General features: G+C 40.3%; 16 protein-coding genes and 1 pseudogene. 1 reads left to right on the forward strand and 16 read right to left on the reverse strand.

Features of this window, described 5'->3' with window-relative positions:
* The first annotated feature begins 136 nt into the window (after positions 1-136).
* A pseudogene (locus tag EAE90_RS05240) lies at positions 137-1,039 on the forward strand (Rpn family recombination-promoting nuclease/putative transposase).
* A 121-nt stretch (positions 1,040-1,160) separates the two neighbouring features.
* Here the strand turns inward: EAE90_RS05240 and EAE90_RS05245 are convergent.
* From EAE90_RS05245 to EAE90_RS05320, 16 genes are all read right to left on the reverse strand, one after another.
* Positions 1,161-2,210: a fucose-binding lectin II gene (locus EAE90_RS05245; protein ID WP_214052587.1), complete on the reverse strand. Its 1,050-nt coding sequence runs from the start codon at positions 2,208-2,210 to the stop codon at positions 1,161-1,163.
* 61 nt (positions 2,211-2,271) lie between these two features.
* Positions 2,272-3,132: a tail fiber protein gene (locus tag EAE90_RS05250; RefSeq protein ID WP_214052588.1), complete on the reverse strand. Its 861-nt coding sequence runs from the start codon at positions 3,130-3,132 to the stop codon at positions 2,272-2,274.
* 676 nt (positions 3,133-3,808) lie between these two features.
* Positions 3,809-4,087, reverse strand: a complete 279-nt coding sequence (locus EAE90_RS05255; protein WP_214052589.1) for an isocitrate lyase/phosphoenolpyruvate mutase family protein — start codon at positions 4,085-4,087, stop codon at positions 3,809-3,811.
* A 691-nt stretch (positions 4,088-4,778) separates the two neighbouring features.
* Positions 4,779-5,681: a Pvc16 family protein gene (locus EAE90_RS05260; RefSeq protein ID WP_214052590.1), complete on the reverse strand. Its 903-nt coding sequence runs from the start codon at positions 5,679-5,681 to the stop codon at positions 4,779-4,781.
* A gap of 26 nt (positions 5,682-5,707) precedes the next feature.
* A complete protein-coding gene (locus EAE90_RS05265) occupies positions 5,708-7,792 on the reverse strand; it encodes an ATP-binding protein (RefSeq protein ID WP_214052591.1) in 2,085 nt (694 codons plus the stop codon).
* 9 nt (positions 7,793-7,801) lie between these two features.
* Positions 7,802-10,201 carry a contractile injection system tape measure protein gene (locus EAE90_RS05270; protein WP_214052592.1) on the reverse strand — a complete coding sequence of 800 codons (2,400 nt, stop codon included), beginning with the start codon at positions 10,199-10,201 and terminating at the stop codon, positions 7,802-7,804.
* Between the two features lie 50 nt (positions 10,202-10,251).
* Positions 10,252-11,523: a tail fiber protein gene (locus EAE90_RS05275; protein WP_214052593.1), complete on the reverse strand. Its 1,272-nt coding sequence runs from the start codon at positions 11,521-11,523 to the stop codon at positions 10,252-10,254.
* Positions 11,524-11,611: 88 nt separating this feature from the next.
* The gene (locus EAE90_RS05280; RefSeq protein WP_214052594.1) at positions 11,612-14,533 is read right to left on the reverse strand and encodes a hypothetical protein; all 2,922 of its coding nucleotides are present in this window, start codon (positions 14,531-14,533) and stop codon (positions 11,612-11,614) included.
* Positions 14,533-17,262, reverse strand: a complete 2,730-nt coding sequence (locus tag EAE90_RS05285) for a hypothetical protein (RefSeq protein WP_214052595.1) — start codon at positions 17,260-17,262, stop codon at positions 14,533-14,535. The genes EAE90_RS05280 and EAE90_RS05285 overlap by 1 nt, the downstream gene beginning before the upstream one ends.
* 72 nt (positions 17,263-17,334) lie before the next feature.
* Complete coding sequence (locus EAE90_RS05290) at positions 17,335-17,748, reverse strand: hypothetical protein (RefSeq protein WP_214052596.1); 414 nt, start codon at positions 17,746-17,748, stop codon at positions 17,335-17,337.
* Positions 17,745-18,191, reverse strand: coding sequence for a GPW/gp25 family protein (locus EAE90_RS05295; RefSeq protein ID WP_214052597.1), 447 nt, complete (start codon positions 18,189-18,191; stop codon positions 17,745-17,747). Before EAE90_RS05295 ends, EAE90_RS05290 begins: the two co-directional genes overlap by 4 nt.
* 12 nt (positions 18,192-18,203) lie before the next feature.
* The gene (locus EAE90_RS05300; RefSeq protein WP_214052598.1) at positions 18,204-19,805 is read right to left on the reverse strand and encodes a phage baseplate assembly protein V; all 1,602 of its coding nucleotides are present in this window, start codon (positions 19,803-19,805) and stop codon (positions 18,204-18,206) included.
* Positions 19,802-20,485, reverse strand: a complete 684-nt coding sequence (locus tag EAE90_RS05305; protein ID WP_214052599.1) for a CIS tube protein — start codon at positions 20,483-20,485, stop codon at positions 19,802-19,804. The genes EAE90_RS05300 and EAE90_RS05305 overlap by 4 nt, the downstream gene beginning before the upstream one ends.
* Entirely contained in the window at positions 20,472-20,651 is a 180-nt protein-coding gene (locus EAE90_RS05310) for a DUF5908 family protein (protein ID WP_214052600.1), read from the reverse strand. Before EAE90_RS05310 ends, EAE90_RS05305 begins: the two co-directional genes overlap by 14 nt.
* The gene (locus EAE90_RS05315) at positions 20,648-21,106 is read right to left on the reverse strand and encodes a phage tail protein (protein WP_214052601.1); all 459 of its coding nucleotides are present in this window, start codon (positions 21,104-21,106) and stop codon (positions 20,648-20,650) included. Before EAE90_RS05315 ends, EAE90_RS05310 begins: the two co-directional genes overlap by 4 nt.
* A gap of 52 nt (positions 21,107-21,158) precedes the next feature.
* Complete coding sequence (locus EAE90_RS05320; protein ID WP_214052602.1) at positions 21,159-22,349, reverse strand: phage tail sheath family protein; 1,191 nt, start codon at positions 22,347-22,349, stop codon at positions 21,159-21,161.
* Positions 22,350-22,379 lie beyond the last annotated feature (30 nt).

Below are 22,379 nucleotides of genomic sequence, written 5' to 3' on the forward strand. Positions count from 1 at the left end.
CTTCGCTTAAGAAGGAAATTAAAGTATCTGAGATACGATCAAAGTTTTTGTCAAAGAAAATTCAAGACATCTCAGTCCGCTTGGTTTCTTGCTTAATATTCCTTCAATATAAAAGAAAGTATGCTACCATTCACCGATGAAGAGAAAAAATACACCAACGCCACATGACGCTGTTTTTAAACAGTTTTTAAGTCATATTGATACTGCCAGAGACTTTTTGGAGATACATTTGCCTGCGACATTACGGGCAGTTTGTGATCTGGATACACTGCGGTTGGAATCAGGGTCGTTTATTGAAGACAATCTGCGGGCGCATTATTCCGACATTTTGTATTCATTGAAAACGGCTCAGGGTGACGGTTATGTGTATTGTGTGATCGAGCACCAAAGTTCCCCGGACAAAATGATGGCATTTCGATTAATGCGCTACGGTATTTCAGCCATGCAACGGCATCTGGAGCAAGGACATGAAAAATTGCCGCTGGTCATTCCGGTGTTGTTCTATCACGGTAAAATACAGCCGTATCCCTGGAGTACCAATTGGCTCGACTGTTTCGATGATCCGGCCTTGGCGGAGGAAATCTATTCCAATAAATTCCCGCTGGTAGATGTGACGGTAATCCCGGATGATGAAATCTTGACGCACAAACGGGTCGCGCTACTGTAAATGGTGCAAAAGCATATCCGGCAGCGAGATATGGCAGAACTGCTGCAAGAGTTGGTTATACTGCTGACGTATGATTACTATACGGATGAACAGCTAAAAAGCGTGTTAAACTACTTATTACAGGTGGGAGATACCGCCGATCCAGAGGGTTTTATTCGGCGACTGGCAGAACAGTCCCCGAGGTATGAGGAGGTACTGATGACAATAGCACAAAGATTGGAACATAAAGCACGTCAAGAAGGACGTCAGGAAGGGCGTCAGGAAGGACGTCAAGAAGCAACGTTAAAAATTGCTCATGCATTGCTGAACAGCGGAGTCGATCGTGAAACAGTGATGAAAACCACCGGTCTGAGCCAGAGTGAGCTTGAATAAATGTCCGACAAAATTACTGTATTTCTTCCAAATACTACTATTTATTTTACGGTAGTCATATGAGTAGGAAAAAAAGCGCCACGGAGGGCGCAATAATTATTCGAAACTGAGTATTTTTAGTTTATGTCAGAGGCCAATTTAAAAACACCACGCTATCATTGTAATGACTATTGGTACCGTTTTCAGCGCTGATAATAGCTGTTCCCGGGTTTCCATCAAATATATTATCGAGATAACGAAGCTTGCATGGTTTGCCATCCCCCTCAATCTCAATACAGATTTTGCCTGTACCTGATGTGTAGGCTTTAGTTGCCATGAGATTATTTTGTCCTTTACTGGTACTGGTTAATGTATCTACCAGAAGATCGTCAATATATACTTTTACAGTTTGCGGAATATTTGTATTAGTGTAGGCTATCAAGCCGAATCGAATACTGTGAGGTAACTGGAGACAATATTTACCCGTGTCATTAGTACCACATGTTCCATTACAGACTTTACTATTTCCTCTACTATTGTCTCGGTGACTGCCTAATAAATCGGTATCGACCGATACCGCCGCTTGAATATTTTTGAAGGTTAACCCTCTCCAACCCTCATTATCGCTGGAGATGATGATTGGCCCGGCATCAAGTGCATTCAAATTTGGGTCGAACCGAATAAAAGAATCACCTTTGAAAAAATAAATAAAATTTCCATCGATATCTGGCCATGAAATAACAGCACCCAGATTGCTACTAAATGCTGCATATTTCCCGGTCATTCCCCACCGATCTGAAATAGTATTCATCTTAATTGTGTGTGAATCGATGGTGTAATCTACACAATATTTTCCTTTGAAAAAACAAACGGTGTTGGTGGTCAATTCTATAGCTGCATCTATTCCATTTTCAAATTCTGTTCCTTCTAATCCAGGCCAGCCATCCACAATGAAATTTGGCCTATCAACGACCTCTGCTTTCGCGATATCAAATTTAAGATACAGTGAACCTTTGAAAAAATATAAAAAACCATTTAAATTAATAATATCGTCAATATATCTTTGGAACCCGGCAAGCAGGTTGGGCCAATCTTTACTGATGGGTTGGGGATAACTCATGTATGTATTTAAACATTGATTATTGAATTTAATGTTTTCTTCATTCAGGAAGAAGTAACTGGATATATTCATTGTTATATATTCTTTGTCATTAGAAAGTAAGAGATAATTTAAATCGCCTTGAGCAATGGAATTAAAGTTTCATAATAAAAGCCAGTAAATAATAAGGTGGAATAATATCAACACTATGATTATGTGCAGGGGACGCTGCTGCTGCCGGGTGATTATGTCCTTGTCCACCTCCTGTGTATGATGTGTTGGCATAATAACTACTTCCTATTGGAGGATTTACCCATGTCAGATCGCTCATTTGGTATTGGGGATTGGTACTATTGGTGTAGCCATATTTCATTCCAGTTAGAGTATAATGAGGCATACCTCCAATATGGTTATGACTAGGTATTTGTGACGTTGTTAATATTGTATTTCCCACAGTAACATTTACCGAAACTGTAGTTGATGTTGTATTTTTGAAAAAGCTCTTTCCGGTGCCACTACCACTGGCTTTACTATTGCTTTTTCCTGTCTCAGAAAGAGTTTCACCGCACATGACAAAACGGCTTCTTAAATCAGGGGTTCCATTATTACCGTCACAAAAAGCCCAGCCGGTAGGAGCATGAGTACCGGAGAACATCACAATCATTCCTTTTGGGAATACATTATCGGGATCAATACTGATTCCGCTATCGTCTGTCTTAATACCATTACCCGCTTTGATTTTTAAACTTAACCCATCGTTATCTACTTTTAAGCCGCCGTTGGGGTTAATTTTTGTTGCCAGTGTATAATCATCACCTGGTTTTAGTTCATATGATTTACCCACTGCATGGTAATCCATATTAGCAACGTCAATTAAGTCGGCATAGTCGGTTGGTATGTGGCTATTGTCTTCTTTAAAATGATCTTTTAATTCATTTTCAGCAGTCTCTGTTGATTCAATATTGATATTCTCTGTACTGGATTCTAAAGTAGATTTGTTATATTTTTTTTCCATTTTTATCACCTTGTATACAAGTTTTAAATATCCTATAACTATAAATATTGCTGAGTAATTAGATGGCAATAAGATAGCTGTTTTATAATAATTAAGTTGATGTTTTTTTAGTGCTATATTGGCTTCTACTCTCTTATAGATGATAAGTTATATTCATGACTTTTCCTTTTGTTTATTATTTACATTTGAAAATTTATTCGGTTATTATTTTGTTAACTTTTGGCGGGGCAAAGTAATTATTATCGATGAAATATTTAGAAGCAATATCAATTAATATCAGAGATTGTTAATTGATGTTTATTTTCTCTGGTTGTTCAATTTTAAATATGACAAGTGAGGAATAATGAATAGTGTTGTTTTTATCGATTGGGATAAGCGAATTAGTTTTATTTCTATATTGATTGTTTTGTTTATAAATTAATAAGATTATCAGTGAAATAAATTAAAATAATTATTGGCGTATAAGAAAAAGCGTTTTGTTCCGCTATTTACACTATTCTTTCTGCATAGGATTAATATTGAGGTGAGCATCTCCTATGGAGACAACAAATGTATTATTTTCTTTTATGGAATGCCATTTTTGTTGTGGAAAGTGAAGTTTTATAGACATGTCCCCATCCCCAAAGTGGTAGTTGTTCTATCATTGAAAACTGAGCAGCTCTTTCCCGCCATTGCTCTATCTCATTATAAGATAAAGTATATTTACCAAGAAATTATCCAGTGTTTCCTGAAGAGTAACCGTTGTAGAACGATCCGATTTTCCTAATGAAAAAGTTAATCCAGCACTAGTTGTACCTAAAACTTTAAATCCAGTGTTTTCCATCATAATTGCAGTTTCACGATCCCAAGGGTTAGGCATAATAAAAGGGTCATCGTGGGTATGGAGCCGACTGAATATCTCACCTTTTTTATATTGGTTATGATGTAAAGCAGATATTTTTTCATTATTTTTCATAAATATTACCAATAAACATTGTCGTATATGTGTATAAAGTATATTGCTATAGTAGATAAGAATAATCAAATAATAACGGAGCTATATTTCTCTAAATTGTGACATGTTTCGAATAATTTGGTAAATAATAGATTGTCTGGGTAAATTATTAATAATGTCGATATGCTTTCCTCTTTCATTTTTTTGTTGTCTTAATTTAATGAAATTATTAAATTTTTCTATTAATTGCAACATAGGTAATTCCCTTGAAAAAATGGAGTATGAATAAGTAGAATTTTATCGTCATTCAAACTTAAGGGGATTACATGAAAAAATAGGATATATAACACTCACCAGCTAATGCTAAACATTTACTTAAATCATTAGAGCAGGTGAGTGATGGTAATTTTCAGGAAAGGTCGTGAGATGAATAAGCTTTACACAAGCGAGTTTTGGTAGGATTATCTTTACTGGCAACAAAATGATAAGAAGCTCGTTAATTTACTTAACGGGCTTCTTAAAGATAACGGGTGTATTTATTTGAAATGATTTGTGTTTCAATGATAGGTATTTAAATAATGAACCTAGATGTTGATTGAGGATAATGCTTTTATTTTAGGCATAATTTATTTTTCGATGATTAATATAGCATTTGTCTGTTTTTAATTTGTTATTATTCTCATGTGGGTATTTGATTGAATAAGTAATGATTTTATATTGAAATTAAACCATCAGAATTTTCTTTAGCGATAATAATATCTATCCCATTTACTTTAACCACGGCTTTCTGGCTATTTACCCAAATGGAAAGAATATCTTTTATTTTTGGTAAATAAGTTGCTTTAGTAACACCGGAAACTTTAAGAATAACACTTTCGTTTTCCTGATTATAATTGTTATCTGTTGTGGGTTCGGTTATCAGATTCACTTTAGCCAGGGCGAGGAGAATATCTTCGGTACCGCCTAAATCGGCACATAATTTATCTGCCAGAGCTTGGTTTATTTGTGAATTATCTAGGTTTGGTTTTGGCGCTACAGAAGCAGAAGTTTGGATAATCGGTTTAATATTGTCTTTAATATCTTGTAGTTTCATCGGTGCAGTAATGGAATAGAGTAAAGAGAGGCGAGGACGATTACCTAGAGCCTGCCAAAAATTACCTAAGCTATTTAAATTTTCCTGTTGAGGAATAACTCGGGTATAAGCACCGGGAATACCGGTTAATTGGCGATTATTGATTAATGCATTTAAAATCCGTGTCATCACCTGTGCAGCTTGATTATTAGGTTGGCTGTCTGGGCTGGAGCTGTCACTAGAGGGTTTACTGGCATCCCAGTAGGTAATTAAATAGTTACAATTGATATTGACCCATCCCGGTAATAATGTGTTAGTTGCCGGGTTATAACGTCTTGATTCGGCGGATCGTAATTGTAGATCTTCATGTATCTCATAAAGAAATACACTGACCGTCGGTTCCGATTGAATGGAGTTAATTTCGGGTAGATCAAAACGAATATCAATTTTTTGACCGGAAATGTCTAAATATTGAGATAAAATAGTGTTTAATGCTTGATTAATCTCGATAATCGCATTATCAGAAGCAATTATAGTAGCCATGTTTATATTCCTATTCTATTAAATATTTAAAAAGCTAGTCGGCCAGTTTTATTTAATTCAAGTATTACGGCTCGATCTATATGTTTGTTTTCGATTTTTTCACAATTATCATTTGTTGATAATATTGATGACAATAAAGCAATATTCCTGATATTAGCACCCGTTAAATCAGCCCTTTTAGCCAGATGGGCAAAATCAATTTCATTGGATAGTGTCAGTTGTTCCGGCCAAATGACTTGCCACATTTTTTTGCGTAACTCTTCATCTGGATAAGTAAAGCGGGTAATAAAGGTAAAACGGCGGTTAAACGCGCCGTCTAAATGACTGCGATTATTGGTGGCTAAAATCACTAACCCCGGATAATTTTCCAGTCGTTGTAATAAGTAAGATACTTCAATATTAGCATGCCTGTCTTTAGCATCTTTGGTCTCGCTGCGTTTGCCAAATAGCGCATCGGCCTCATCGAAAAACAGTACCCCGGAATCCGCTTCGGCTAGATCGAAAATACGGGAGATATTTTTTTCCGTTTCTCCAATATATTTATTTACCACGGTAGAGAGATCAACTTTAATCAAATCAACACCAAGATAACCGGCAATCACCTCCGCAGCCATTGTTTTACCGGTACCCGATTCGCCGTAAAATAGGGCGCTAATACCGGTACCGTAATTGATTTTTTCCTCAAAGCCGGCACCCAGAATTAAGTCACGGTAATTAATTGCTGCGATAATTTCTTTTAATTGTTGCGCTAATGTGTCTGAAACCACCAGGTCGTTAAAACTGCGTTTTGGGGTAATTCGTTGCGCTAGTTTGCCGAAATTCTGTTGGGCGCGGAAACTTAATGCTTGACGCAGATCGGTTTCTTCCAGTTGGCCTTCTGGTTGCCGGAGCATTTGATATTGATAAGCCTCTTCAAGAATCAGCGGTAATGTTTCCGCAGTAAAGGAAAAACGCTGACAGAGTTGGGTAATATTAATTTCCTGAGCGGCATTCTCCGGTAAACTTGCTTTCAGCATTGCTTTTTTATCCGTTAAAGTCGCCATTGGCATATCAATTTGTACCATTGGCAAATATTTAAGCCAGACTAATGCATCTCCCGGTTCTGCCAAGCAAATGACTTTTAATTTCGGCTGATTTAGTAAAATAGATAATTCGTGGTGTAATTCTTTTTTTTCCCCTGCAAGTAAAGAGAAATTGCGGATCAATAAACAGGCATCATGTAACCGAGTTTCCCGTATTGCGTCCGCTAATAAGCTGGATATTTTGATCCTTTTTTCTTCGTTGGGTAGGAGGGATAAGTCAAGCGTTAAGGTGTGAATACCATGAGCTTCCATAATATTCCTGACCACTGATTCTCTGGCGCAATCCTGTTTTCCTCTGAGTATGACTAATGGGCGTATTTTATCGGTTTCATTCAATAATATCTTTTCAAGTGAATAATAAAGCGTTTGTGGATACCAATTATGTGAGGCCGGAGTATGCCAGTTGGCACAGGTTATCAGTGGCGGTAGAATAACTCGTTGCCCCGATAAAAAATGCCAGACGGCGTTGTGGGTTAAAAATTGCGTTTGTAACCAGATAGATTCTTCGTGATTATTGAGTCGTAATAATTGGTTACTGATTAATGGTGTTTGCGGTAAAAAGCTGTTTTGTAGTAATTGCCGCTCACTTTGGCGTTGGCTAAATAATTCAATGGCTAAAGCGAAGCTGGGCCACTGTTTTTTACTGGTGCCATTTAGAGCGGCAAATATTGCATAATAACGGCTATCGAAATGGGGTAATAGACCTAATAATAAAACATCACGCTCAAATTCAGTCAGTTCAAAACGTTCGACCAACAATGATAATGCATTAAGGGCCGGGCTTTCCTCGATTGCTGGATAACGAATAGGATTATTCGTTGTAGCCAGCCAATGAGGTATACCTTGTGGTGATATTAAACACTGTTCTACTTCATCTTTGGTCAGTAAAAAACTTTCCGGTAATGCATCGTATTGATCTCCCTTTTGATAATAATATTTTTGTAATAGCAGATCGATACGTTCCAAATGGGGATAAATCCAGCGTAATTCAGCTACGCCATAAGGGTTATTTGTCAATAGGTAATCCATATAAACCTTCTAAATATTTTTCCAGTCAATCTTTAAAGGGTGATTCAGCCAGGGAAGTTTGGCGATATTTAATGGCCACGGCCAATCAGTTAATAGCACATCAAATGGTTGATGCTCTACCGTGATTTTTATTTCCTGTTCATTTATCAGCAATTCACCGGGCCGTTGTAAAAACAGTTGGCGAACGTCATTGCGGCTTAACTTTTTCCAGCCGGAAAGTTGGCTAATAATGGCATTTAACCATTGATCTATGATCAATTGTTTTTCTGGTTCAGTGGAGGTTAATTTAATTACTTCATTAACCATTAATCCACACAGAACATTATTCAGAATATTCTGCTCTCCCGCTATTTCTTCTCTTCCCCAAATCAGATAGTCAAGTAAATTAACCGCGCTAAATTGGGCTTGGCGATGAATAAATCTTTGCTCTTCAAGTAAGCCCAGTTGATTAAATAATGCAGGTAGCATCGGCCATAAAATCAATATTCCGGCATTATTTACTTGATATGGAGAAGTTTGTTTAGGCAATAAAACTGATGCAGAATCTGTTTTGCTGATATTTTGTAATGGGTCAGGGTTATTTCCTGTAATATATGGATTGTTCGATGTTGATAATATTTTCTGATTTTCGGATGTTATCTTCTGATTTGCAGCGCATTGATGTGTCTGAATATTATTAATACCAATGTCAGTGGTGGCTAATTTATTATTGGGTTTGTTTTTATTTGCATGGCTTGAAATGAAATGTTCTGAAGTATATTGATCTCTCTGAGTATTTTTTTTGTTAATGTCAGTAATGACCGATTGCTTACTGGACTTGTTTCTATTCGTATGGTTTTGAGTAAAATACTTAGGTAAATATCGATCTTCCTGAGTGTTAATGTTGTCATGATGAGTAATAATTGATTTTTTACCGAGGATATCTTTATTTGTATGGTTTGAAATAGCGTGTTCAGGTAAATGTTTTTCTTCCTGATAATTGATGTTGTCATGATGAGTAATAATTGATTTTTTACCGAGGATATCTTTATTTGTATGGTTTGAAATAGAGTGTTCAGGTAAATGTTTTTCTTCCTGATAATTGATGTTGTCATGATGAGTAATAACTGATTTTTTACCGAGGATATCTTTATTCGTATGGTTTGAAATAGCATGTTCAGGTAAATGTTTTTCTTCCTGATAATTGATGTTGTCATGATGAGTAATAACTGATTTTTTACCGAGGATATCTTTATTTGTATGGTTTGAAATAGCGTGTTCAGGTAAATATTTTTCTTCCTGATAATTGATGTTGTCATGATGGGTAATAACTGATTTTTTACCGAGGATATCTTTATCCGTATGGTTTGAAATAGAATATTCGGGTAAATATTTTTCCTTCTGCGTATTTTGGATATTTGTATGAGCAACAGCTAATGCGATATCATCACTCTCTTTATCTATGTTATTTGACGTAAAGTGTTCTGACAAACATTGGTATTCCTCAGCGGATAGATATTTCTCGCTGAATCTTGCAACAGAGGTGGTTTGCCAGATCTGCTTTAACCAACTATTTAATGGCATATTTTGCAATGGAATACTGTGTAATGGAATATTATGAGTGATAAGCTGGTGAAATAACGTAATAACAGATTCGGTATTAAGTGTTCCGTCATCCAATTCAATGGTGACATGGGATACCACTTTTGCATCCAGTTTAGGTATCTCCTGTGTATTATTTCGCTGTATATATTGCAACGCATTGAGTATCAGTTGTCCGGGGGAGACAAGCCCCCCTAGATGTTGTGGTCTATTTATCTTCTCGGATAATCTGTGGCTGATGGCGCTTAATAAAGCAGGTTGCTTGAGTGCTAACAACTGTTGCAGGCTTGGTTCGGATAAACAGCTTTTTGCTAACAGCAGCGCCCATTTACTCTCTATTCCAGCAAATTGAGTCATTAATTGCTGAATATTGATATCAATATTTTTATGATTATTTTTCACCTCTATTGAATTTAATGCGGAATTTTTCTGATTTAAATAATGGATAAAACTTTCAATGTTAATTAAATTGTTATTATGTAATAAAGAAGACTTGTTGATTATTTCTTGTGATGTTAATTGTTTTAGCGTGGTTTTTCTCTCCTGATTGTTGATTTGATATTGGCTTAATGCGTTATTTAGAGCGGTATTAAGCCGTGTAGGGAACAGTAAATTAAAGTTATGTAAATCTATTTCTCCAAGATTTAACGTTAATGTTTCTAAATAGATGTCTTGATTAATGGGATGTTGAGTAAAGAATGTATTAAATAAGTTATTGATATTGGCTTGATTAAGCAGGGAGCCATGTAATATCTTTTTAGCAACCTGTGAATTATTAGCCTCAATAGTAATGACTATCCGGTTTAACAGATTTGGCTCTAAGGTCATGTTAATATACCTTTTAATGAGTAGTTTAATTTTTCTGGTGTGAAATAGCATTAAACTTTCATAATAAATGCCAGGATATAATAAGGGGGCACCACATTTACTGTATGCTTGTGAGCTTTTTCATTAACGATATAAACAGTTTGGTTATTTGGGTTTTGTTTGTTTTTTTCAGTATTAGAAGCGGATTTTTTGCCAGATTCTGACGCCTGTGTATTTTCCATTATCATCCCTTCGATATGACGCCGCTCCATAATTGGCGCTGGATCTTTTTCACTAATAGTAAGATTGGTTTTATTACTGGTAGTTTGAACATTGAACACCTTTTCATTATTATTTCCGGTCATACTTTGGCCGTTAGTGCCATTTATATCATTTAGCGTCGAGGCGCCTGAAATAAATCTGTCGCGTAAATCAGGTGTTTCGTTAGTGCCATCACAAAATGCCCAACCTGGTGGTACGGATGAGCCAGAGAACATCATAATCATTCCTTTGGCGAATACTTTATGGGGATCAATACTGATACCGTCTGCATTAACCTTGACACCTTTACCGGCTTTGACTGAAACACCATTACTATCAACGTTAATTCCATTACCGGCTTTGATTGAAATACCATTATTATCACTGTTAATCCCATTACCGGCTTTGACTGAAACACCATTACTATCGACGTTAATCCCATTACCGGCTTTGACGGAAACACCATTATTATCAACGTTAATCCCATCACTGGCTTTAATATTTATTCCATCGCCTTTTGTGACTCCCAAACCAAGTCTTACCGATATCCCTGTAGATTCGACGTTAATTGTTTTATCTTTGTCTTTAACTTTGACAGAGACGCCATTAGTATCAACATTGATACCATTACCGAATTTGACTGCAACGCCATTGTCATCAACAGTAATACCGTTGGCGGCCTTGACCGCCACATTATCACCATTTACAACAATGCCATTGCCTTGACCAACACATATTCCATTGGTTTTATTAATCAAGCCGCTACCGAGGTCTACAGATAAAATATTATCTTTTAGGATTAATGGAGAAAAGTCTTGGCGGGAAAGCGTGCCCATTTTTAAATGAAGCGTACCGTCATCATCCAAATTTAATCCTTTTCCTGGTCCATTTTGTTGTGGCGCTTGACCACAGGCTTTGCGACCTATATCAGCAATATTAATCAGGTCAGCATAATCGGTCTGTAATGGAATACTGCCTTCTTTAAAACGCTGTTTTAAATCATCTATGGATGGGCCAGTTGATTGAGTATTGGCATTCTCTGGATTGCGTTTTGTGCTGTGTAGATTATATTCTTTTTCCATTTTTATCACCTGATATTATGTGTGCTATTGCATTAAAATGTATGCAAATAATAGTGGAGTTTTTAAAATTCTATTATGTGGGAATAAATTAGATATCTATTTTAGAATAAGGTACATATGATAGCTGATTATCTTTAATAATTTCTTCGTTCCATTGATCGCCCGATTCACCAATCACCTTAATACGCTGCTGTTCGGTGGCAATTCGCATATTGCCAATACCTGTCGCGGCTGAAGAGAGTCTTCCCAAGGTTAAGGTTTCTAAAATATAGTATGCTTCGTCCCCTAAAGGCGCACCATTGTTTTGCCAGCGTTTATAGGTATTGGCGAAATTTTCAAAATGCTTCGGTGACAGCCAGTGAATGATCATGGAAATGTGTGCGGGAAATTCCGCTAGAATTTCTGTTTTTATCCAAGATTCCAGTTTGTAAGGGGCAACTTTTTGACTCTCAAGAAATTGGTGATCTACAACTACGCTGACTACAAATGAAAAGCGATCGGCCAAGGCATATTTTTCGTTGGAGAAGTACCAACGATAACGCCATGCTTCTGCTTCATGTGGGAAATTATCCCGTGAATCTGCGTTGCGTTTAATTAATATCTTACCTTTAATGCGATCAAATTTAATAACGTTTGCTTTAAGTTCATATTCGTATTGTGGTTCATTATGAACTATGTCAGTTAGTATTTGTTTGGATGGCTTGGAAGGTGTAATGACATATTTCAGGGTGATTTCGTCATTTTCTTCAATCATGGCAGGAAAGGGGCTTTGAGGGCTGGAGGTGATCCAGCGTTCATCTTCGGCATTATTTTGATATGTCGCGTCGGCATAAACTAATTGATAATCCATATCTTCCATCCATACCGGGCTATTACACCAATACAGATTACCTTCATTATATGCTTTCTGCACGTCATTCAAATTGTTCTCTAGCGCCGTGCTATTACAGGCATTCAGAGAGAAGGCGTCTCCCGTAGTATTAGTGATCATTTGGCCCCGTAGGGTGAATTTGGTTTTAGCTTCTTTGTCTTTAATAATCAGATTAATCACTTGCCCGTATTGTAATTGGCCTGACGTTCCTTTCTGGGTAATGATTAATTGATGATGGGGAGAGTTGGGTTCGTTTTTTATTTCAAGATTGTCAGGCTTCTGTTCATGGTCGAATTTCTTGTTGGGTTTTACCGGTAATAGCTGGCGATGTTCAATCAAATAGAAAGGCAGGTTAGCCAGATCTGGCGTTTCATTGAAACATTCTCCACCCAAGCCAAGTCGGGCAGTAATACGTTTTTGTAGTGCTGATACTTTATTAATACGGATATTATTACGCTGATAAATCAACTCAGGTTGCTGCGCCAGATAACCGCGTTGAGTAGAGAGAAAATCCAGTGAGTCTTGGGGAAGTGGTCTGGCTGTACGATGAGTGCCAAAATATCCTAACAGATAGTCTAGAATAGCGAGTTCCTGAGTATAATTTTGATCCTGGATTTTACCTTTGTTATAGATTTGAACGTCACTGTCAAATTTTTCTTTTAAATCGGATTCTATATTCTGGAGAACTTTTCCACTGATGGTATTAGTTTTATAGGGCCACTGTACACCATGTACATGATTTCCCCGTTGTTTAAAGGCCAATAATTTCGGCAATAGGGCGAGTTCGGCGCAGCCATTAGCCAGTATCTGTTCGAAAGGCAGCATAAATTGGTGCAACTGTATTTGTTGCTGGGTGCTGGCGTCGGTTTGTAATCCATAGCAGGCGGGTAATTTATTGCTTACTGGGTAGTAGTCTAGAACTTTACGATATTTTCCCCAATTCAATAATTCCGCTTTTGTCTCAATTAGCGGCTCTGTAATTATCTTTTTTGCGACCTCTTTTTTGGAAACGAGAATATTAATCCCACCTTTGGCGGTAATTTTGAGGGGATTTGTTGTTGATGATGAAGTAATGAGTTTTAGTGGATCATGCCCCCATAGTTTGGGATAGTATCCTTGAGCGATTTCCCAAGACCAGTTATCTTTCTCCTGAACTGGAGTAATGATCTTATTTTCCTGACTTAAATCTAATGTCAGTCGGCTAATACTCTGTATCCCTGGAATGTCCAATAATTGATTAACCAGAGGGCTTAAGTTTACTATTGTCGATTTGGTATAATCTTTAGCCGCCGGTAATTCGGGAATCCAGCCGTGATGTAAATAAGGTCCGTCAAAAATTTCTTCATGAGTGTAATCCTGTTTTATCATGGCCTGCGTGGTATAACGTATAGGTTTTGCCTGTACCATTTGTTCCGCCGTCATATAAACTTTGGCAAAGATGTCGGCAATATCTTTAACGTCATCATCCAGCTCAATATCAATCTGTAATAAGAAATTTGTTGGTTTTAACCAGATAATATTACTGATCGATTCCCCCAGATTACGGTTCTCTTTCAGGAAAACTTCCAGCTTTTCCTGAACCAGTTTATTATTGGCCTGAGCTTCCCGACTGGGGACTAAATAGAGCCAGTAGTTTCCTCTTAATGCTAATTTGCTGTCTGAACCGGAATTTCTAAAGCTGTATTCACGTTTCTGTTTGTTATACCAGTATTCATAGCGCCCGCTTTCAGGTTCACGAATAAGTTGTACATCGTTAAAGAAAAAATAACCTTCTTTTGTCTCATTAACGGTGTCGCTGCTATGAAGATCCAGTAAAACCCGACGATAATCTTCCGCAGTAATGGGGCTACAAGTCAGGGTTTGTTGTGGGCCGAATTCTTTAGGGAAAATACCATCGCCGGGTGTTTGTTCTTCTTTTTTAGGCGTAAGCAGATCTTTGAGTGGTAATGTATGGCGGTAAGCTAAGTCGGATGCATTATAACAACACGCTTCTAATAAAGTGATGCCGGGATCACTGATATTTGTATTGCTCCAGTATTGGCCGGATTGCTGCTCAATCACTATTTTGGCCTGAGTGAGTAAGGCATCGAAGGTAATATCGTCTTTGACGATAGGAAATAGGGCATTTTGATTATTCATTAATTCACTCCTTGGCTTGAGGAATTCGTCTCTGGCCAGACTAAAATCAATACTTCATCATCGGCGGCCTCAATACTTTTACCTACGGTGGTTGTGGATTGGTCAGCGTTATTTTCATGGATATTACTCACCGTCGGCATCACTTTTTCCAGAGTTAAATCTGTGACTCGTTTAACCAGAGAGGATTGTTGGATGGCGGCTAATAATTGGTAATAGTCAATGTGATTACCGGTTGTCACGCTGATAGCTGTATTTTCTCCCCACGGCATATATTTCTGACTAATTTCTTGCTGTAGCTGACGATGACCATATTCAGGATTAACGCCTGAAATAAATTTCACTTGATAATTGACATTGACGTTAATGTATTTTGGATTATCAATCTTAATCTCTGTCCAAGGGCTGCTTAATTGACTTATCCATTCGACCATCTTGGCTAATCGGGCGGGGTTCAGCGTTGGACGCAGTGCATCATCGTTATCTTTGTAGCGGCTGTCTGGGATCACAATCAATTGTTGTGTTTCCGGGGCCGGTATTTTCGTTAAGTCATTGCTGGAAGGGTATTTGACATCAAATAAGCTGATAAAACGCTCTTTGAGTAAGGTGACAATATTTTCCCAACTCTGCGCTCGGTTACGATGAGATAAACGAGCCGGGATGCGCGTCAGGAAGGCTTGTTCTGTCTCTTTTGGGCGGCCATTCCAGGATGACCAAGGTTGAGTGATGCTGCTGATTGCAACTGATGCGTTGACCGGCTGTTGAATGCTGCCGGCGGCCAATCCGTTAATAAAGTGGGCATTCTCAACCCGTTCTGCGTTGATTAGGGTGGCGGTGGTGGCGTTATACAGTATGCTTTTAATGATTGGATAATCCTGAGGATCATTCTGATGCGCCATTCTCGCTTTTATCCAGTACCGTCCTGCCGGCATCATAACTGCTTGATTTGATGCGTCTTGTGGCAGTCGCGCACGCCAGATGCCTTGGTTAAATAGATTATGCGTTTGGTCATCAACTAATTGATCCAATTTGTTCCAGTTATTGCGCTTACTGAGATAAAACCAGGATAAATTGAGCGACTTGAAGCCTTCTAATTGCCAATATAGGGATAAAATCTGTCCCGGAACGACACCGGTAAAGCCTAAATAGAATGCTTCATGGGTTAATGCCGGTATTTCTGCTGTTGTCGCGCTTCGGCCGAAAGGCGCTAAGGGATAGACGGAAAATTGCTTGGTCTTAGCTTTGAATTGGATCTGCAACGTACTGATTTGTGGCGTATAGGGCAGATTTTTACCGGTCGGATCTTTCCAATATTGGGGATGCATAAAATCTTGTTCGATCAGTTCTATGCGCACTGATGCAGGCCATTCATTGGGTGATGGGCTGTTTGCGACAGGGTAATCCATCGCCGGTAAGGTAAAATTCAGGTTCTGTCCTTGTGGTGCGCCTGTCCCGCTAAATAATGACTGGGCTGCATTGAGCGCCTTTCTTCCCTGTGGCGTGACTAAATAACCCTGTACTTTAAATACGCCATTGTTGCCGGGTTTGGGATCATACTTTTCATACCATGTTGAAAAGTTCACTTTGGGCAAGCCAATCCATTGAGGCGTCAGGGTAAGTGTCGCGTTTTCTGAACTATACCAATCAGGGGCAACCAGATTAAAGCCGGAGCCCAATGATGGCAATTGACCAAAGGGAAAGCTGGTTTTATCTGCGGGTTCAATACCGGCGTCAGAGGCGTAGCGCACACTGCGGTTGCCGTTAATGTTGATTTCAATACCGGCAATTTTGGGTAAAGTAGGTTTCTGAGTGGTGCCTAATTTTAATACCGGTACGTCAAACGTTATCCCATCAAGGTTGTCCGGTGGACTCGTCGGATCATCAAAGGGTGATAATCCCAGTTCAATATTCTTGTTGTCGATAAGTTTTACTGACAACGATAACCAACGATCTTTTGCACTGATTCTCGCGGTGATATTTTCAGCTTTACCTTGCCAATCATTTTCCAGCGTCACTTTAATACGACGCTCTTCTGTAGACATGGCAAACAAAGAGGAGGTAATCAGATAACCGAACAGAATCGGCACATCATTGGCTGTTGGGCCAAGAAGCCGGATACCGTTTTCAGGTAATGCAACGTTATCTGAGAGATTGAGGAGAATTGCCGATTGCCAACCGTCATTGTCTCGCCAATACCAACGCAGGTCGGTTAGCGCTCCCTGATTCGCCGATAAATCTGTGTCTGAGGCATACTGTAACGGATTACCGCTACTATCTTGCCCGGCATCAAACAGGGTGCCTTGTGCGACCAGAAATTCCGCATTATTTGTATTGAGATTAATGCCGATGGCAACACTATCCGCTTGGGCGCCTTTGGGTTTTAATCCTAATAATTCTCGGTAATAAAGATCACGGTGTCGGGCCGGGAAAGTATTTAATAAGAGTTTGGTTGTTTCTAATAGTTTTAAAAAAGCCAGTACAAAAGCTTGATGTGGCGGTAAAAGGCCATTAGCTTGATTAACTTGTTGGTAAATATTGGCTAATTGTTGAGGATCATTTTTCTGAATAAAGTAGAAACTGTCCCAAAACTGTTTTTTAGCTTGATCGAAAGGAATAATTGCGGCGTAATCTTTAAGCCAATTTAAAATATCCAGCGTACTTCTTCCATCAAGTTTAAACTCAGTATTTGGTACGATAGCGGAGAGTTTATTTTTCAGCTCGGCTTGTCCCATATTTATGGCACCTATTATTTGAATAAATTTCTGATAGAGCTCAGGAGATAAAAATAGAGTTGAGGGGATGAATTATTTAGCTCTGACGATATATTGGTTGGCAATAAATCTACCTTTTCCCATGCTTGGTATGATGATATCCGGGCCTAACGGACCATTTGCCGGTTGTATCGGGATAAAATGGGCGGTAAATTGCTGTCCGACCACAATCACGGTAGCTGGGCTGCGGCAAAAGTTTGCCTGCTGGTTAGCATTCAACTGAACAATAATGACCATCCCCATACCGGGTATCGGGTGATTAGGGGTGATATATTGCGCCTGAAATTGGAGCTGTTTTTCGTCACCCACAATGGCGATCTTTTTGCCTCGGATTTGGGCGTGCCCGCTACCCCTGATGGTTGCTGGCCTTAGCAGAGTGACGAGTCGGTTGCCGAATAATGGTTCAAATAGTAGGCTGTCGCCATCCACCACCAATCGTTCACTCATAGGTTCACCTGCACCCGTCCTTCGCTGATCTCAAGGATGCCGTCAAGCTGTTGGTTGATTTCGCTGCCTCTCAGGGTGTAAATGACCTGAATATGCAGGATATTGGGTGAGTCCATTTTTTGAATGACTTGAATGTCGGTAATGTTTGCGCGCGGTTCATAACGTAGTATCCGTTCTTCAATCCGGGTTTGGAGTTCTGCCATTAATTCATCGCTGATATTGGCAAACAGATAATCATTCAGGCCACAACCGTAATCTTCACGCATAATGCGTTCGCCAGGTTCGGTGAGAAAAAGAATTTTTATACTTTGGCTAACATTCTCCGCACCTTCAGACATTTTGACACCGGTGGGTATTTCAGGTTGCGCATTATCTTGGATAAAAAACTGTGGCGGAAATGCCCAGCCACGGCCATAAATATTGACTAATATGTTGTCTGTCATCTCATGGTCCTGTTATTGCGTTAAGTTAATTTTTATACCTTTAATATCGACACTAAACTTTCCTGTGGCTGATAGGGATCTTTCGGCCTGTAGGTTAATTTCCTGGGCATTCGTGTTTAAATTTCTAGCCGAATTAAGCGTAATATCTTTATCTTGTTGCAGTGATAGCGAATGTTTTCCGCTATTAAGGGCGGCAATTTTATCTTGATGATTGAACATTAATGCTTGTTGATTATTTCCTTGTTTAATAACCAGGGTTTTTATCAGGTTTTTCTCACTGGGTTCGATTGGCGCTTTATTTTTCGGGTTGTGCATGGCGCCTAATATCACCGGGAAGCGCGGATCACATTCAAAGAAGCCGATAATCACCTCATCCCCCGGTTCCGGGTAGAAACAGAATCCGCTTTCATGACTGGCATAAGGTTTACCTAGCCGGGCAAAAAGTACGCTGTTGGTTAAGTTTAATGCCGGTATCCTGACGGGAATACGATTCAGCGATAGCTTGTCTAATTGGTATTTTTCCACAATACCGATATGCAATTCTTTAACTTGCGGGACCGCCGGTTCTGTCTCCGACAACAGGCCCAGGGTTAACCGGGTACGCCAGCCTTGCCGCTGGCTGATGGTCTGACTGACGCCGGTGATAATCCCTTGACCATCCATCCCTTGACCAAAGCCGGTTAATGCCAGCAGATCACCCGGTTGATAGCGGTTATCTCCTATAACTTCAAAATTGCCGGAGACATTATCGCTTCGCAGGTTATTCATCATGCCTTGAGCAAGGTGTTTGGCTTGTTCATTATCTTGCGGATAGCTAAAAACCCATTGCCATTCCTGATCGGTCAAGGTTGCCAGACTGTCCGGCGCGAGCTGATCACTGCCAAGTCCGCTGTTTTTTGCCTGAGGAGCCTGAGACAGTTTTTGTTGAGCAATATCCCAGGATTGTATGCTCACCGTTTTGGGGCTGTGTTGGTTATCAAAGCGTAGATCTGCTTCAAACAGTACAATGTCCTGATCGCTGCCGCGTTGTTTAATCGTATGCACGGTTGACTGATTAAGTGATTCCGGCGTCGCCAGCGTGACAGTTTCATTGCCGGGCAACAGCCAGGTGTTGGTCGCGGCCAGTCGGCTTTTTAAGAATCGCCAGTCATTACAGCGAAACTGGACCATTTGTTCATGTTCAATTTTAAGCTGAGGCGCCTGTTTTATCGTGACGGCTATCCCTGCCTGACTGAATAGCTTCTTGATAATGGTTTCATCACTCTGTTGGCTGAAGAGTTGCGAATGGAAACCGTCGGTGAGTTTTTGCAGTGGATGTTTTGCCGTTAAGGTAATCAGACTGTCCTGACCTTTGAACTTAAGCGCTTGCCGAACAATGATCCCTTTGAACAACACGGTTTTTTGCATCTGAACGATAATTTCTTGATTAGGACGGCAGCTTGTCAGTTCAGCCTGCGTTTCGGCAGTAAAAATCGCGTTGGCGTCACCGGCTATATCAAGGGTAATTTTGGCTGTCGGGATACCGTTGATTTGATGGTTTACGGTCAGGCTAATCACAGAAAGTTGGCTAAGAGTTTTTCCTGCTATTTTAAGGTCTATTTCTGGTATCTTCATGCATCCCTCTTTGCCTGTAGTGTTTGCCCTGGGGTGAAGTCATTAAGATTATCCATATTGTTTTGCCAGGCCAGAGAGAGATAATCAATGCCGCTTGCCATAGTCGCGCCGGCGCCTAACGCTATTAATGGTAGAGAGACCATATCAGCGACGCTGATTGCGGTAACTGGCGGCGATTTTAATTGTTGCTCGGTGGCTTGAATGACAAAACTTTCGTCCGCCACCAGAGATAAAGTCGCACTGGCTCGCAGCGGGGTGGCGTCCCGGTCAAACAGGGTGTAATTGATGGTGAGGCCAGTGGCCCGGCAGGCGAAATAACCTTTGTTTTCCCACCGCATTTTGCCCCATTTGATTTTAAGAAAGTGAGATACCTTGGTGCTGGCATCCACGGTGCACAGAGCTTTCAGAGTTTCCAGTTGGCTTTCTACCGGGATGGTATTGCCGGGCATGGTGGCGTCAAACAACAGGACTAAGGTCAGCCCGGCGGGTTGCGCTAATATATAGCGGCTGCTTTGGCTGGCATTGTTAATGCTTTCATCCTGGTGATAGCGAGTTTGATAATTCAGTTGTAACCCATCGGGGTTATACATCGCCTGCAAACTGCCTACAAGGCCGCCGCCTTCTCGATCTTTAAAGGCAGTCAGGGTGAGCTTGGACAGGCTGCGTTCAATTAGACTCATAATGGCCTCCCGCTTCACGCAATGCCTCTAACACTTCCTGTTTCACGATCTCAATCAAACGGGCATTGTCCAGCGCTTCCTGAGCTAATGTGCGCGAGGTGGTGGGAGCCTTCGTGGAATCAGTCACTTTGGCCTGAATAATCAACTCCTTAATTTCAACAGTCATACTTTTACTCCTAACCAGCGCATATCTTGATAACGTAATTCCAGTGAGTTCACGAGAATGGCATTGCTATTGGCATCAAAGTCGCCGGTGGACCAGCGTACCGGTAGCGCGTTGCTTAATGTCCAACTTGCCACGGGTAACGAATTTTCATTCAGTAACATAATCACGACATCGGCATAGACCGCTTTTTCGCCACGCAGAACACGATCAAACACCAACGTGAGGGGCGTCACTGTCATCACGCCACGCTCCAGCACCAGACTGCCATGTTGAATTTTTTCGGGCAGCCAGGTATTTCTGGCGTTTTCCCCGCCCTGGCTGTGTTGGCTGGTTTGTAACTCACGGCTCAGGCCCGATATTCGTTGAAAGGCGATATCCAGTGGGCTGGGAATGCTGTTAAAAAGGAAACTGGCGATAAAACGGTGTGATACTGCCGGGGTGTAGAGGTTGTTCATATTTTGCCTCTGTTTAACTTTTGCCTCTGTTTAATTTTTATTTCTGTTTAACTTAGCGGGTGGTACCGGAATGGGTATCAAATGTCAGGTTTAGCTCAATAAATTCGGCGGGAATTAAGACCGCGAGGCTGATTTTTATGATCATTTTCCCGGCCCGGATGTCGGCTTCACTCATTGATTCATCCATACCCAATAACACCTTGAACGCTTGATCTTCCTGAGTGCCTCGTAGCCCGCCGTTTAACCATAACTGGCGCAGCCAGTTATAAGCTTGTCCTTTAAACTTCATCCAGGTGATGGCGTTATTAGGTTCAAACATGAAAGCCCGGCCGAGTTGGGTCATATGAGCTTCGATATAAGAAACCAGACGACGGATCTGGATATAACGCCAGAGGGAACCGGGGGTATTGTCCAGGGTTCGGCATCCCCAGATCCTAATGCCTTTGCCGGGAAAGCTGCGGACCAGATTCAGCGAGGCGCCATCCGGGTTAAACAATGCATTCGCTTCAATATAAGAGCGTACCGGACTGATTACTTTGGCTAACGCGATGTTGGCTGGCGCGGTCCAGACGCCTTGTTGATTATCGTTACGCTGGATAACGGCCGCCACTGCGGCGGTCGGTGAAAGTACGATAGGATTTTGTGTATTATCCTGATAGGCGCTCTTTAGCTGCGGCCAGTATACGGCGCCCCATTGTTGATCTGCGGAAGAAAACTGTTTTAAACACTCAGCGGCTAATGTGGGATCGTCTGGGGCATCCAATAACCCCATGATACCGCGTCGGCTCTTGCAGAGATTGAGCGCCGATTGCCAAAACTGTAACCAGAGATCTCTTTGAGTATAGGAAACCTCGGTCTGATTAAAGCGGATAACATCCGGGGTGACAATCAGGGTAATGTTGTTCTCTGCGGAAATCGTTTGTATCAGCCACTCTTGTTGCAGTGCGGTGATCAATGACGAAAAATCGCTTAATTGTTGCTCCGTACCCAGTGACAGCACATAAGCCTGTTGACCGCCGTTTTCGAAGAAATGGCGCACGGAATAGTACATTAATCCTGTTTTTTTAAATGACAGAGTAAAATCGGCTAAGCTATTGAGTTTGATGGTGGTTTTATCACTGACATGGCTATTTTCAGCAGGTTGGGTATAACCAATAAAAACCGGTATACCGATAAACGTGTCATTTTGCTTTGGGAATATCAGGTTTTCTGTGATGGTGACGCTCGGCTGGGTTATCTCCATTATTATCGTCTCCTTAACGACTGAATAGAC

Origin of the sequence: Photorhabdus caribbeanensis (assembly GCF_018448885.1) — a bacterium.
Classification (GTDB): domain Bacteria; phylum Pseudomonadota; class Gammaproteobacteria; order Enterobacterales; family Enterobacteriaceae; genus Photorhabdus; species Photorhabdus caribbeanensis.

Excerpts from the sequence above, each read along its gene's own strand:
- EAE90_RS05280 (WP_214052594.1), bottom strand. The coding sequence starts at position 14,533 with ATGAATAATCAAAATGCCCTATTTCCTATCGTCAAAGACGATATTACC.
- EAE90_RS05265 (WP_214052591.1), bottom strand. The coding sequence starts at position 7,792 with ATGGATTACCTATTGACAAATAACCCTTATGGCGTAGCTGAATTACGC.
- EAE90_RS05310 (WP_214052600.1), bottom strand. The coding sequence starts at position 20,651 with ATGACTGTTGAAATTAAGGAGTTGATTATTCAGGCCAAAGTGACTGAT.
- EAE90_RS05315 (WP_214052601.1), bottom strand. The coding sequence starts at position 21,106 with ATGAACAACCTCTACACCCCGGCAGTATCACACCGTTTTATCGCCAGT.
- EAE90_RS05250 (WP_214052588.1), bottom strand. The coding sequence starts at position 3,132 with ATGGAAAAAAAATATAACAAATCTACTTTAGAATCCAGTACAGAGAAT.
- EAE90_RS05285 (WP_214052595.1), bottom strand. The coding sequence starts at position 17,262 with ATGGGACAAGCCGAGCTGAAAAATAAACTCTCCGCTATCGTACCAAAT.
- EAE90_RS05300 (WP_214052598.1), bottom strand. The coding sequence starts at position 19,805 with ATGAAGATACCAGAAATAGACCTTAAAATAGCAGGAAAAACTCTTAGC.
- EAE90_RS05270 (WP_214052592.1), bottom strand. The coding sequence starts at position 10,201 with ATGACCTTAGAGCCAAATCTGTTAAACCGGATAGTCATTACTATTGAG.
- EAE90_RS05245 (WP_214052587.1), bottom strand. The coding sequence starts at position 2,210 with ATGAATATATCCAGTTACTTCTTCCTGAATGAAGAAAACATTAAATTC.
- EAE90_RS05320 (WP_214052602.1), bottom strand. The coding sequence starts at position 22,349 with ATGGAGATAACCCAGCCGAGCGTCACCATCACAGAAAACCTGATATTC.
- EAE90_RS05295 (WP_214052597.1), bottom strand. The coding sequence starts at position 18,191 with ATGACAGACAACATATTAGTCAATATTTATGGCCGTGGCTGGGCATTT.
- EAE90_RS05255 (WP_214052589.1), bottom strand. The coding sequence starts at position 4,087 with ATGAAAAATAATGAAAAAATATCTGCTTTACATCATAACCAATATAAA.
- EAE90_RS05305 (WP_214052599.1), bottom strand. The coding sequence starts at position 20,485 with ATGAGTCTAATTGAACGCAGCCTGTCCAAGCTCACCCTGACTGCCTTT.
- EAE90_RS05275 (WP_214052593.1), bottom strand. The coding sequence starts at position 11,523 with ATGGAAAAAGAATATAATCTACACAGCACAAAACGCAATCCAGAGAAT.
- EAE90_RS05290 (WP_214052596.1), bottom strand. The coding sequence starts at position 17,748 with ATGAGTGAACGATTGGTGGTGGATGGCGACAGCCTACTATTTGAACCA.
- EAE90_RS05260 (WP_214052590.1), bottom strand. The coding sequence starts at position 5,681 with ATGGCTACTATAATTGCTTCTGATAATGCGATTATCGAGATTAATCAA.